The organism is uncultured Sphingomonas sp., from assembly GCF_964244265.1.
Lineage (GTDB): Bacteria > Pseudomonadota > Alphaproteobacteria > Sphingomonadales > Sphingomonadaceae > Sphingomonas.
This window is the reverse complement of record NZ_CAXTHV010000014.1, coordinates 1-13,259: the sequence shown is the minus strand read 5'-3', so window position 1 is coordinate 13,259 and position 13,259 is coordinate 1. Positions and strand designations below refer to the sequence as shown.

Here is a 13,259-nt window from a genome sequence, read left to right as displayed (position 1 = left end):
ATCGGGCGGTGTCGCCGATGACTGAGCCCGCGGCGTCCACCGACGGCCTGTCGGCGCTCGCCAAGGGCGGCCGGACCAACATCATCGGCTTTCTCCTGCGGCTGGCGGCGCGGCTGCCGTTCCTGTTCATTGCCGGGCGGCTCTATGGGCCGGATGCGGTCGGGCGGTTCGCGCTGGCCGTCGTCGTGATCGAGCTGGCCGCGCTGGTCGCGACGCTTGGCCTCAAGCGCGGGCTGGCGCAGGCGTTGAGCAGCACCGATCGGCCGCACGCCCATGTCGTATGGGACGGGATGGCGGTGGCGCTGCTGGTGTCGCTGGTCGCGGGCGCCGTTCTGGTCGCCTTTCCGATGGTGATGTACCCGGAGGGCGACATTTCCACGATCGAACGCGCGCTGCCCGCGATCATCGTCGCGATCGCCTGGTCGGACGTCAGCCTGGCGGCGCTAGCCTATCGCCTCAACGTCCGCGCGACAGTGACCGCGCGCGCCATCATCGAGCCGTGGACGATCAGCGCCGCCGCCTGGGGCTTCTTCTTCGTCACGGTCCAGGACGGCCTGGTGCTCGCCTATATGCTGTCGATGCTGGCGGCGCTGACCGCGTCGCTGGTGCCATTCGTCCGCGCTTATGGCCGGCCCGCCGGATGGACGCCGCATGTCGCGCGATTGGTGATGCTGGCCCGGCGCAACGTGCCGCTGGCCGGCGCCGATGCGATAGAATGGTCGACGCGCAACGTCGACCGCTTCATCCTGGGCATGGTGTTCGAACCGAAGATCGTCGGCATCTATTATATGGCGCAACAGGTCGCCTCGATTCCCGGCAAGCTCAAGACCAGCTTCGATCCGATCCTGGGCCCCGTAATCGCCGCCAGCCTGGCCCGCGACGATCGCGCCGCGGTCGCCAGCCAGGTGCGCCAGGTCGGATTCTGGATCATGGCGGCGCAGGCGGGGCTGGCGCTGATGGGCTCTCTCCCGGGCCAGGCGGTGATGGGCGTGGTCGGTCCGCAATTCGTCGCCGGCACCGCGGCGCTCGCCTTCCTGCTATGGGCGGAAGTGCTGGCCAGCCAGGGGGCGGTCAGCGAATCGGCGCTGGTCTATGTCGCGCGTCATCGCAACCTGGCGATCTCGGCGGCGATGCTCGCGTTCCAGATCGCGCTCAGCTTCGGGCTGATCTACGCGATGCGCGGGATCGGCTGGCCGATCGCCTTCCAGGCCGCGGGGCCGGCGGTGGCGCTGATGGCCAGCCTCGCGCTGACCTCGGTGATCAAGGTAACGTTGTTGTCGCGGCTGCTGCGCGCGTCGGTATCGGCGTGGCGCTGGCCGATCGCCTGGGCAGCGGCGGCGGCGATCGTGGTCGGCACGCTGTTCACCGCGCTGCCGCATCGCTTAGAATGGGCGGAACTGGTGATCGGTGAACCGATGATCGCCGCCATCTATCTGCTCGTGCTGTGGCGCTGGGCATTCGGCGCCGAGGACCGCGCGCTGTTCCGGCGCCTGCCGGGCGCCGCTCGCCCCTGAAGTTGGTTTCAGCAAAGCTGAAACGGTTGCGGTGCCGGCACCGCTTCAGCGACGCTGACATCGACGTTAGCCCGCCAGGCTCTTCGACGCCTGCTCGAACAGGTCCTTCGACAGGCCGGGCGTCGCCAGGATGCGTTCCAGCTCGCCGCGCATCAGCGCCGCGCGGCCGGCATCGAACCGGCGCCAGCGGCCGAGCGGCGGCAGCAGCTTTGCCGCGGTCTGCGGGTTGAGCTTGTCAAGCGCGATCAGATGGTCGGCGACGAACCGGTATCCGGCCCCGCCGGCGACATGGAACGCGCGCTGGTTGACGCTGAACGCGCCGATCAGCGCGCGGGCACGGTTGGGATTGGCCAGCGTGAAATCGGGATGCTGCGCCAGGTCGGCGACCACCGCACTGGTATCGTCGCGTGATGACAGCGCCTGGGTCGAGAACCACTTGTCGAGCACCAGCGCGTCGGCGGAGTAGCGATTATAGAAGATGTCGAGCGCGGCGACGCGCTTGGCCGCCCATGTCCGATCGTCCTGGCCGCCGGCCAGGGTGGTCAGTGCGCCCTGGCGGTCGGTCATGTTGTCGGCCGCCTCGAACTGGGCGAAGGCGAGCGTCGCGCCATCCTCCACGCCGCTCGCCGCGATATAACCCAGTGCCACCGTGCGCAGCCTTCGGCCCGCCTTGGCAGTGGGGGAAAACACGAACGGCCCGCCCCTGCTCGCACCGGCATAGGCCGAGCGCCACAGCGCATCCAGCTGGCGGCCCAGATCGCCGCGGAGCGTATCGCGGGCGGTGAAGATCGCCTCGGGATCGACGGTCGCCAGATGGTCGCCGATGAAGCTGTCCGACGGCAGCAATACCGCCTCGGCGACAAAGGCCGGGTCGAGCGCGGGATCCTCCAGCGTGCGGCGGACCGCCTCGATCACCGGCCGGTGATCGGCGTGCCCGATCGTGGTCGCGACCACCAGGGTATCGAGCATCAGCTGCTGCATCGCCTCATAGCGGGCGAAAGGATCGTCGTCATGCGCCGACAGGAAGGCGAGGTCGGCAGCCGAACGGTCGCTTTCGATGATCACGGGCGCCGAAAAACCGCGGTTGATCGACAGGACCGGCCGCTCGGTCACGCCTTCGAACACCCATTGCTCGGTCGCTCCGTCGAGGATGACGAGCTGTTCGTCCGACAAGGAGCGACCGGTCGCGCTGCCGAACAGCTTGATCGCCAGCGGCAGGACGAACGGTTCCTTGGCGGGCTGGCCCGGCGTCGGCGGGGTGCGCTGGGCGAGCTTCAGCGTGGCGCGGTCTTGTCCGGCGTGGTGCTCCAGCGCAGCGACGACGCGCGGCGTGCCGGCCTGGGAATACCAGCGCCGGAACTGCGCCAGGTCGACTCCGCTGGCTTCCTCCATGCAGGCGACGAAGTCCTCGCACGTCGCGGCGGTGCCGTCGAAACGGTCGAAATAGAGGTCGGTCGCGGCGCGGAATTCCACCGGCCCGAGCATCCGCGCCATCATCCGGATCAGCTCGGCGCCCTTGTTGTAGATCGTCGCGGTGTAGAAGTTGCTGATCTCCATATAGCTTTCGGGCCGCACCGGGTGGGCCAGCGGACCCTGGTCTTCGGGGAACTGGCCGGCGCGCAAGGACCGGACGTCGTCGATCCGCTTGACCGCCGCCGATCCCTGGTCACCGGAGAAACCCTGGTCGCGAAAGACCGTGAAGCCCTCCTTCAGCGACAGCTGGAACCAGTCGCGGCAGGTCACCCGGTTGCCCGACCAGTTATGGAAATATTCGTGCGCGACCACCGCGGCGATGGCGTCGTAATCGTAATCGGTGGCGGTATCGGGGTCGGCCAGGATGTAGCGGCTGTTGAAGATGTTCAGCCCCTTGTTTTCCATCGCGCCGAAGTTGAAATCGTCCACCGCGACGATGTTGAACATCTCGAGATCATATTCGCGGCCATAGACACGCTCGTCCCACGCCATCGCCAGCTTCAGCGCGGCCAGCGCATGTTCGGTGCGCGGCAGGTCGGGGTGGCGGACCCAGATGCCCAGCGCGACCTCGCGTCCCGACATCGTCGTGAAGGTGCCGCGATTGCAGCTGAGGTCGCCCGCGACCAGCGCGAACAGGTAACAGGGCTTGAGGAACGGATCGTGCCACTCCGCCCAGTGCCGGCCGTCGTCGAGATCGCCCGATGCCACCGGGTCGCCATTGGCGAGCAGCACCGGATAGCGCGCGCGCTCGGCGGTCAGGCGAACCTTGTACCGGCTGAGCACGTCGGGCCGGTCGGGGAAGAACGTGATGCGGCGGAACCCCTCGGCCTCGCATTGCGTGCACAGATTGCCGCCCGACGCATAAAGTCCCATCAGCTGGGTGTTGCGGTCGGGCGCGATCTCGACCTCGGTCTCGACCCGCTGGGCATCGCCCGACAACGCGATCACCAGCGTATCGCCGTCCATCCGCCAGTCATTGCGGGCGATGCCGTCGACCAGCACGCGCACCGGCTGCTGCCCGCCGCCGTCGAGCCGGAGCGGCCGGTCGTGGTTGCCGCTGCGCATCACGTCGAGCGTCGCCACCACGCGGGTTGCCGAGGGCGCCAGGTTGAAATCGAGCGTGATGTGCGGGACCAGCCAGTCGGGCGGCCGATACTCCTCGCGGCGGATCACGGTCGGCAGGGAAGGGGCGGCAGTGGCGTCGATCATTGCGGGGATTGTCATCCGTACCTTGCCGGCCCGGCTCGCGTCGCGGCGTTGCCAGGCCTTTGTCCCGTGCTACGCTCGGGCGGGGGGACAGCCAAGAGGAAAGCCGTGCCCGCCGCGATCCGGGAAGGGCGGAAGGGAGCGACGTGGTGCGGATGTTCGTCTTCGGCCTGGGCTATGCCGCGGCGGTGATCGCCCGGCGGCTGGCCGGGGCGGGCTGGCGGATCGATGCGACGGGCAGCGCGGGCAATATCGCCTTCGATGACGGCCGCGCGGTACGGGCCGCGCTGGCCGCGGCGAGCCATGTCCTGTCCTCGGTGCCGCCGGGCGATGGCGACCCGGTGCTGGCGCGGTATCGCGACGCCTTGGCCGGCAAGTGGCTCGGCTATCTGTCGTCGACCGGGGTATATGGCGATACCGGGGGCGCGTGGGTCGACGAAAGCGCGCCGATCGGCGGCCGGCGGCCGGCGCGCGACGCCGCCGATCGCCAATGGCTAGCCTTGGGCGCGCGCGTCTTCCGGCTGCCCGGCATCTATGGCCCCGGTCGGTCGGCGCTCGACCGCGTGCGCCAGGGCACCGCGCATCGCGTCGGGCTGGCCGGCCAGGTGTTCAGCCGCATCCATGTCGACGACATCGCGATCGGGGTCATCGCCGCGCTCGACGGCCCGCCCGGCGCCTACAACCTCGCCGACGACCTGCCGGCCGGCCAGGATGCGGTCGCCGCCTTTGCCGCGACGTTGCTGGGATTGCCGCCGCCGCCGTTCGTCGATCTGGCCACGCTGTCCGCCCCGGCGCGCGCCTTCTATGCCGAAAATCGCCGCGTTTCGAACCTGCGGGCCCGGCGCGTGCTCGGCTGGCATCCGGCCTATCCCGATTATCGCGCGGGCCTGCGCGCCCTTAACGCGATGACCAGTCCGGCGGCGGTCAGCGCCGCGCCCGATACCGCCAGCCCCGACCAGCGATAGCCCTCGAAGAGCGTCGACAGCAGCATCGCGATGACCGGCACGATCACGCTCGAATAGGCCGCCTTGGCCGGGCCGATCGTCCGGACCACGCCGAAATACAGCGGAAACGCCAGTGCCGACGCGAACACGCCGAGATAGGCGATCCCCAGCAGATAGCCGATCCGCATCTCGATCACCGGCGGCCCGGCGACGGCGAAGGCATAGCCGGCGTCTATCCCCGCGCCGATCAGCATCGCCGTCGCCAGCATCGCGCCCATCGGATAGCTTCTGGCGGTCGGCGTCGCCTGCATCACGTTGGCGACCGACGCGGACAACGTCGCGCACAGGGTCAGTCCGATGCCGGCCAGCGCTTCGCTCGTGCCCCTCGGATCGGCACGCGCCTCATGGACGAACAGCAGGGTGACGCCGGCCATCGCCACCGCCGATCCGGCGATCAGCTGCCCGCCCATCCGCTGGCCGAGGAAGAGCCGCGCGAATATGGCGTTGGGCACGAGCAGCAGCGCGAACATCACCGCGACCAGTCCCGAGGTGACGTGCTCCTCCGCGCGATAGACGAAGTTGAAGTTCAGGCAGAATTGAGCAAGGCCCAGCACGGCGGCGAAAGCCACGCCGCGCCTGCCCAGGTTCCACCGTTCGCGCCGGACGATCGCATAGCCCGCCATGACCAGCCCGGCGAGCAGGAAGCGATAGGTCACCGACCAGCTTGGCGGCACCACGCCCAATTGGTCGCGGATCACCAGCCAGGTCGAACTCCAGATCAGCGTGACGATGCCGAACGGGACCAGCACTGCGAGGCGAGTTGATCGGGGCGGGGGCGCATCGGGCATCGCCACGGCGGATCAAGCCAACGCCGCGATCGCGTCGGCCAGCGGGCGGATCGCCGCCTCGCTCTGGTCCCACGACACCACCAGCCGGATCTCGCCCGGCGCCCAGTCGTAAAAGTCGAACCCCAGGGCCCGCAACGCCGCCGCCTCGTCCGCGGCGACACGCACGAACACCTCATTGGCCTCGACCGGATGGACCAGCCGCCCGCCCGCCGCGCGCGCGAGCAGCGCGGCGCCGGCATTGGCGGCGCGTGCATTGGCCAGCCAGATGTCGTCGTCGAGCATCGCCAGGATCTGTGCCGCCAGATACCGTCCCTTGGACAGCAGCAGCCCGGCGCGCTTGCGGCGATAGCGCGTCGCGTCGACCAGGTCGCGACGAAAGAACACCAGCGCCTCCGCGGTCATCCCGCCATTCTTGATGAAGCCGAAGCTCAGCGCATCGACGCCCGCGCGCCATGTCAGGTCGGCCGGCGCCGCGGCGGTCGTCGCCACCGCATTGGCGAAGCGCGCGCCGTCCATGTGCAGGCCAAGGCCCCGCGCGCGCGCCAGCGCGCCGATCGCGGCGACCTCGTCGGGGCGATAGACCAGGCCATATTCGGTGGCGTTGGTGATCGAAACGGCATGCGGCTGGACGCGGTGGACGTCGTCGGCGATCAGGTCGATGACCTGGGTGATCCGCGCCGGGGTCAGCTTGGCGCCGTCGCCCTCTGCGAGCAGCAGCTTGGCGCCATGGGTGTAGAATTCGGGCGCGCCGCACTCGTCATTCTGGATGTGGGCGTCGCGATGGCACACGATCGCGCCGTGCGGCGGGCACAAGGCCGCGAGCGCCAGGCAATTGGCCGCGGTGCCGCTGGGTGTCCACAGCACGCTGACCTCGGTCTCGAACAGCGCGCCGAAGCGCGCGTCGAGCGCCGCCGACCATCGGTCACCGTCATAAGCGGTGTCGACGCGATTGGCCGCGACGATCGCGTCGAGCACGGCGGGGCAGGCGGGGGCGGCATTGTCCGAAAAGAAGCGCATGGCCCCGCGCCCTTGCGGCGCGGCGGGGCGGGCGTCAACGCCCGTGCTTTCGGTGCGTCGCCCCGGCGAAGGCCGGGGCCGTTATGTTGTGACGCGGTGGAGGGCCAAACCCGGTGGCCGGCCGCCACCGGGGCGACGGACAGTCGGTACGCGGCTCGGTCGCAAGCGCCGCGGACCATTCCGCCGCCGCCGTCTTCTACTGCTCGTTCCCGCCGCCATCGCCGGGTGCCCGGCGCGGCCGGTCGCGCGCGTCGCCGGACGGACCGATATGGAACGCCCCGTCGCGCCCGATGCTGACGTTGATCCCCAGGCCCGGTATGTCGCCCTGGAGCAGCGGGCCGGCATCCGGAATGGGGGCGGGCGCTGGCGGCGGGGGCGGCTCGCGCGGGCCGACGCCGAGCGCACGCATCATGAAGTCGCGCCAGATCCGCGCCGGGATGCCGCCCCCCGACAAGCCCGGATTGGCGCTGTTGTCGTCATTGCCGACCCACACGCCGCACACCAGCCCGTTGGCGAAGCCGATGAACAGCGCGTCGCGATTGTCCTGGGTCGTGCCGGTCTTGCCATAGGTATCGATCGACAGCGCGGCCTGCTTGCCCGTACCGTCCTGCGCGGAGGCGGCAAGCAGGTCGAGCATCTCGCCGCGGACCCGGCCGCCCAGCGGGCGTTGCGCGCCGACCATCGCATTGTACCAATTGCCCGACCCGCCGGCATCCAGCCCGCGCGGCCGCACCGGATAGCTGTCGGCGGCGACGCCCGCAAAGGCGCTGGTCAGTTCGAGCAGCGACACGGTCGACGTGCCGAGCGCGATCGACGCTTCGCGCGGGATCGGTGTCGAGATGCCCAGGTCGCGCGCCGCGCGGATGACGTTGTCAACGCCGACCCGCTGGATCAGCCGCGCGGCGGCGACGTTGCTCGATTTCTGGAAGGCGCGGCGCAGGCTGATCGGACCTTCATACTGGCCGTTGCTGTTCCGGGGCGACCATTTGGCGATCGTGACCGGCGAATCGTCGACCATGTCGTCGGGGGTCAGGCCGGCGCGCATCGCCGCCAGGTAGACGAACAGCTTGAAGGTCGATCCCGGCTGGCGCCGCGCCTGGGTTGCCCGATTGAACGGGCTCTTCGCATAGTTCTTGCCGCCGACCATCGCCACCACGCGGCCGTCGGGACGCATCGCCACGATCGCGACCTGTGCGGTCCTGAGGCCGGCACGGCGCACCGCGCGTTCGGCGGCGTCCTGCATCCGGCGGTCGAGCGTGGTCGTCACCATCATCTCGCGGCTGAGGTCGCCGGCATTGTCCCGCGCCGAGGGCAACACCCAATCGGCGAAATAGGTGCCGTCGGGCACCAGCTTGAGCGGACGCGGGCGGGGCGTGGCCGGCCCCACGTCCGCCGCCTGTTCCCTGGTCAGGAAGCCGGCGGCGACCATGGCGGCGACGACCACCGTTTGCCGCTTGCGCGCGCCGGTCAAATTGCCGGTCGGCGCCAGCCGCGACGGCGCCTTGACCAGGCCGGCGAGCATCGCCGACTGGGCGATCGTCAGGTCTTCGGGATCGCAGTCGAAATAATGCCGCGCGGCGGCGCGCAGGCCATAGACGTTGTCGCCGAAATATACCGTCGACAGATAACGCGACAGGATCTGGTCCTTGGTCAGCCATGCTTCGAGCCAGAACGAGATCAGGACCTCGCGCAGCTTGCGTCCCGCGGTACGGTCCGAATCGAGAAAGGCGTTCTTGGCCAGTTGCTGCGTGATCGTGCTGCCGCCCTCGCGGACGCTGCGCAGCATGATGTTGTGGACCATCGCGCGGCCGATGCTCCACGGATCGATCCCCCAATGCGAGAAGAAGCGGCGATCCTCGATCGCCAGGAACGCGCGGGTGACGTGACGCGGCAGCGCCGAGGCGACCACCGGATCACCGATGATCGCGCCCCGCCGGGCGATCGGCGAGCGGTCCGCCGAGAGCAGCGTGATGGACGGCGGCGTCGGCGGCTGCAGCGACTTGGACAACGGCGCGGTGACCATCAGCCACGCGACCGCGACGATGAACAGCACGACCAGCACCGCCAGCAAGCGGATGAACCAGCGCAGCAGGTGGCGCGGGCGCACCGCCGGCGGGGTCGTGGTGCCGTCTCCGCCCGGCAGTGGCGCGACCGAAGGATAATAAGGGGGGGACGGCGGCGGCGGTCCGCCCGGCGGGGCGGGGGCCAGGTCGAGCGCGTCGCTCGCCCGGGCGCCGCCCCACGGATCGGGGCGGCGCGGACCGTGGTCAAACTGGTCGATCGTCATCCGTTCGTTCCAACCATGCACGCGGCGGCAAGCCGTATTGCCCTAATAACACAGCTCATGCAAATCATACCGGCCGGGCAACGTCCTGCCTAGCGTGGTCCTGCCTTAGCGTGCGGCCAGCACGAAACGGACGGTCCGTGCCGGCGCCCGTCCGCTTTCCCACGACCGGGCATAGTTCAGCGTCAGCACGTGCGTGCCGCGCCTGGCCACCCGGAAACGGAACACCGCGGTGCCGCCGCTGCCCACCATGACCTCGCCCGCATCCTTGGGCATCGGATCGGCGATATAGGCCTGCGTGCCGACCTGCTCGATGCCCGGCGCGGCGACCGCCGTCCAGCCATAGCCGGTACTGGGATTTTCGGTCAGCCTGACGGTCACGTCACTGCCCGGCGTGACCGTGACGGTCCTGCCGGCATCGGCCTCGGTCAAGGTCAGCGGGGTTCCGCCATTGCCGCCGGGCGGGCGGGGGCCCGGCCAGCGCTTGCCCGGGCCGTCATTGGCGGCCGGCAGCTTGGGCAGTGCGCGTCGTGACAGCCGACCCTCCCGATCCTTGTCCAGCATCGCGAACCGGTCGCGCGCCGCCGCAATGAACTCGCGCAAGTCGATGCCGCGATTGAAATTGGCGTCGGCAACGGTGACCGGCTCGGGGAAATCGAAGAACGAGAAGCGCGCCGCGCCGCGCCGGGTGTCGTCGTAGCGGGCGGTGGGAGCCGTCGACGAACTCCGGCCGTCGCCCTGCCCCCCGCCGAAGCCACCCATGCCGCCGCCCCGGCGTCGGCCGCCGCCGTCCCGGCGACCGCCACCAGCGCGCGCGTTGCCGCCGCCGATGCTCGCGCCGCCCGTGCGTATTTCGGGGGCCACCACCGTCTCATAATGCTCGATGTCGTCGGGATCGATCTCACCGTCCCGGCCGCGATCGAGCACCCCGAAGAACCGGGCGGCATCGGCGACGAATTCGTCCTCGGTAATCCAGCCGTCACGATTGGCATCGGCGCGGTCGAACCACATCGAGATCGGGTCCGGGCCGCGGAACGGCTCCCCCATCGGGCTGATGAACAGCGGGCCGCGCGGGCGGTCGTCGGACGCGCTCGACGACCGCGCCGCCGGGGGCAGCGTGCCGGCCAGGGGCGGCCTGGGCGGCGGCGTATCCGTCTGCCCGGCGACGATCGCCAGGGCCATCCACCAAACCTGCATCGCCGAACTCCTCAACGTCAGCGCCCCCGCTATGCCGGGTTTGTCGCACGATTGTGTCAGGCCGGTCGTCCCCGTCCCTCACGCGGTCTCTTGCGGCGGCCCGCCCGCGCGGGTGATAAGGACGCGCCCCGCGGGTGGGCAGTCGGGAGGGCATATGGTCGGTTTCATCGTTCTGGGCGTGCTTGCGCTGGTGCTGGTCTATCTGGTGATCCTCTATAACGGGCTGGTCCGGCTGCGCGCGCTGGTGCGCGAGGGGTTCAGCGGCATCACCGTCCAGCTGCGCCGTCGCGCCGATCTGGTGCCGAATCTGGTCGCGACGGTGCAAGGTTACGCCACGCACGAAGGCGATTTATTTAAACAAGTAACCGCCCGCCGCACCGACCCCCTGTCGGCCCAGGGCGTCGCCGCCACTGCTCAGGCCGATGCGCAGATGACCGGCATGTTGGGCAGGATCGTCGCCGTCGCCGAGGCCTATCCGACGCTGAAGGCGGACGCCAATTTCCGCCAGTTGCAGGAGGAACTGAGCGGGATCGAGACCGAGCTGGCCGGCGCGCGCCGCTATTACAACGCCACCGTTCGCGACCTCAACTCCAGCATTCAGTCCTTTCCCTCGGTGCTGGTCGCGAGCCCCCTGGGCTTTAAGGAAGAGGAATTCTACGCCGACGACGTCGCCACGTTGCAGACCGTGCCGCGTGTACAGTTCGACGGCCAGCCAAAATGAGGCGCCGGCTGGCGCGCCTGATCGCGCTGGCGCTGGCCTGCATCGTTCTGCCGGTCCTGGCGCAGGACGATCGGGCGGCGATACCGGTCGTGGGAATCGCGTCCGACAGCACGGCCGATCAGGGCCAGGAGCGCATCCTGAGCTTCCTGAGCGACGTCAGGATAAAGAAATCGGGTGCCCTCGACGTCACCGAGACGATTCGTTTCCTGGTGACCGGCGACGCGATCCGGCACGGCATCAACCGCGAATTTCCGACCCGCTACCGGACGCCGCTGGGCCGCACGACGACAGTCGCGTTCACGATGGTCTCCGCCGCGCGCGACGGCGCCGCCGAGCAATACAGCCTGACCTACCTGTCCAACGGCGTGCGGATGCAGATCGGCAAGCCCGACGTGATCGTGCCGCCGGGCGAGCATGTCTATGTGATCCGCTATCGCACCTCGCGTCAGGTGATCCGTGGGTCGGACCGGGACGAACTCTATTGGAACGCCACCGGCAATGGCTGGCGGTTCGCGATCGATAGCGCGGAGGCGCGGATCACGCTGCCGACGCCGGCCGCATTCGGCGACCGTGCCGCCTATACCGGGCCGCAAGGGTCGACCGCGGCCGATGCTATGGTGGTCGACGAGCGGCCGGGCTATATCGCCTTCCGCACCACCCGGCCGCTGCCGATCGCGGCGGGGCTGACCGTTGCCGCCGCCTTCCCGCCGACCGCGATCGATCCGGTCACGGCCAATCGGCGATTGGGCTGGTGGTTGCAGGACTGGGCCGGTCTGGCCGCCAGCCTGCTCTCGATCGTCGGCATGGGCATCTATTATTTCCGCGCCTGGCTGGGCGCGGGTCGCGGTCCCCGCCCCGGCCCCGTCGTACCGATCTTCTCACCGCCGGCGGGGCTCAGCGCGGCGGCGGCGCGGTACATCAACCGGATGAAGCTCGACAATCGTGGGTTCACCGCGGCAGTCGTTCAGCTCGGCGTCCTCGGCCAGCTTCACATCCGCAAGGAAGACGGCGGCTGGTTTCACAAGGGAACCACCACGCTGGACCGCACTATGCGGGATGTCACGGTGCCCGCGGCGGAGGGCGCGATGCTGTCGACGCTGTTCGGCGGCGGCGATACGCTGGCTCTCAAGCAGGACAACCACGCCACGCTGCAGGCAGCGCGGACCGCATTGGAAAAGCAGCTGAAGCAGCAATATGCGGCCACGATGTTCAGCGCCAACACCGATTGGGCGACATATGGCGTGCTTACGCTGATCGGCTGCATGCTCGCTATCGCTTTCGTCTCAATGGCGGTACGCGATCCGGTCGCGGCGCCCCAGGAGCTGGGTATCCCGGTCATGGGCGCCGCATTCCTGGCCGGCGCGGTCTGGCTGCACCGGGTGGCCAGGCGCAGCACCGGATCGCAATGCCTGTTATGGGCGGGGATCGTCATTGCCGCTATGTTCGCTGCGTTGTTCTGCGTGGCGGCGGTGCTCGATGCGCTGGCCGGCGGCGAGGTGGCAGTGCTGTTTCCGCTGGTCATTATCCCGCTGGCCATCTCTGCTTTTATCTGGATGGCTGCACCGACCGCCGAAGGACGTCGCGCGATGGACCAGATCGCGGGGTTCAAACAATATCTAGGGATTGCCGAGGAACAGCGGCTCGACCGGATGAACCCGCCGGAAAAGACGCCCGAACTGTTCGAGCAATATCTGCCCTATGCCATCGCGCTGGACGTCGAGAACCGCTGGGCGGCGCGTTTTACCGGCGTGCTGGCGGCCGCGGCCGCCGCGGGGACCACCGCCAACTCGATGATGTGGTATTCGGGCAACGGAAATTTTTGGAGCGATCCCGGCAGCTTCGCCTCGGAAGTCGGCGGCTCGCTCAACAGCGCGATCTCGTCGGCGGCGACCTCCCCGAGTAGCAGCGATGGCGGTTTGGGCGGCGGCGGATCGTCGGGCGGCGGGGGTGGCGGCGGCGGCGGATCGGGCTGGTAAGATCGGTCTGGTGCGGCGATGCTTTAGGGTCCAGGCCCATAAGGTGGATTCCCAAGGTTGTTGGGATGTGGTTCAAGCT

General features: G+C 69.2%; 9 protein-coding genes. 4 read left to right on the top strand and 5 right to left on the bottom strand.

What is annotated here, in order from left to right:
* Positions 1-17 precede the first annotated feature (17 nt).
* Complete coding sequence (locus ACFE7K_RS07520; protein WP_375397562.1) at positions 18-1,514, top strand: lipopolysaccharide biosynthesis protein; 1,497 nt, start codon at positions 18-20, stop codon at positions 1,512-1,514.
* Positions 1,515-1,580: 66 nt separating this feature from the next.
* Here the strand turns inward: ACFE7K_RS07520 and pepN are convergent, their stop codons facing one another.
* Positions 1,581-4,196: an aminopeptidase N gene (gene pepN, locus ACFE7K_RS07515; protein WP_375397626.1), complete on the bottom strand. Its 2,616-nt coding sequence runs from the start codon at positions 4,194-4,196 to the stop codon at positions 1,581-1,583.
* A 152-nt stretch (positions 4,197-4,348) separates the two neighbouring features.
* Between pepN and ACFE7K_RS07510 the strand changes: the two genes are divergently transcribed.
* Positions 4,349-5,158, top strand: a complete 810-nt coding sequence (locus ACFE7K_RS07510) for an SDR family NAD(P)-dependent oxidoreductase (protein ID WP_375397625.1) — start codon at positions 4,349-4,351, stop codon at positions 5,156-5,158.
* Here the strand turns inward: ACFE7K_RS07510 and ACFE7K_RS07505 are convergent.
* The 4 genes from ACFE7K_RS07505 to ACFE7K_RS07490 all read right to left on the bottom strand — a co-directional run bounded on the left by ACFE7K_RS07505 (position 5,068) and on the right by ACFE7K_RS07490 (position 10,468).
* Positions 5,068-5,985: a DMT family transporter gene (locus tag ACFE7K_RS07505; RefSeq protein ID WP_375397624.1), complete on the bottom strand. Its 918-nt coding sequence runs from the start codon at positions 5,983-5,985 to the stop codon at positions 5,068-5,070. The two genes, ACFE7K_RS07510 and ACFE7K_RS07505, sit on opposite strands and share 91 nt — an antisense overlap.
* A gap of 12 nt (positions 5,986-5,997) precedes the next feature.
* A complete protein-coding gene (locus ACFE7K_RS07500; RefSeq protein WP_375397561.1) occupies positions 5,998-7,002 on the bottom strand; it encodes a threonine aldolase family protein in 1,005 nt (334 codons plus the stop codon).
* A gap of 196 nt (positions 7,003-7,198) precedes the next feature.
* The gene (locus ACFE7K_RS07495) at positions 7,199-9,289 is read right to left on the bottom strand and encodes a transglycosylase domain-containing protein (RefSeq protein ID WP_375397560.1); all 2,091 of its coding nucleotides are present in this window, start codon (positions 9,287-9,289) and stop codon (positions 7,199-7,201) included.
* 105 nt (positions 9,290-9,394) lie between these two features.
* Positions 9,395-10,468 (bottom strand): protease inhibitor I42 family protein, encoded by a 1,074-nt coding sequence (locus ACFE7K_RS07490; RefSeq protein WP_375397559.1) that lies wholly within the window; start codon positions 10,466-10,468, stop codon positions 9,395-9,397.
* Between the two features lie 169 nt (positions 10,469-10,637).
* Between ACFE7K_RS07490 and ACFE7K_RS07485 the strand changes: the two genes are divergently transcribed.
* Positions 10,638-11,204, top strand: coding sequence for a LemA family protein (locus ACFE7K_RS07485; protein ID WP_375397558.1), 567 nt, complete (start codon positions 10,638-10,640; stop codon positions 11,202-11,204).
* Positions 11,201-13,180: a DUF2207 domain-containing protein gene (locus ACFE7K_RS07480; protein ID WP_375397557.1), complete on the top strand. Its 1,980-nt coding sequence runs from the start codon at positions 11,201-11,203 to the stop codon at positions 13,178-13,180. Before ACFE7K_RS07485 ends, ACFE7K_RS07480 begins: the two co-directional genes overlap by 4 nt.
* Positions 13,181-13,259 lie beyond the last annotated feature (79 nt).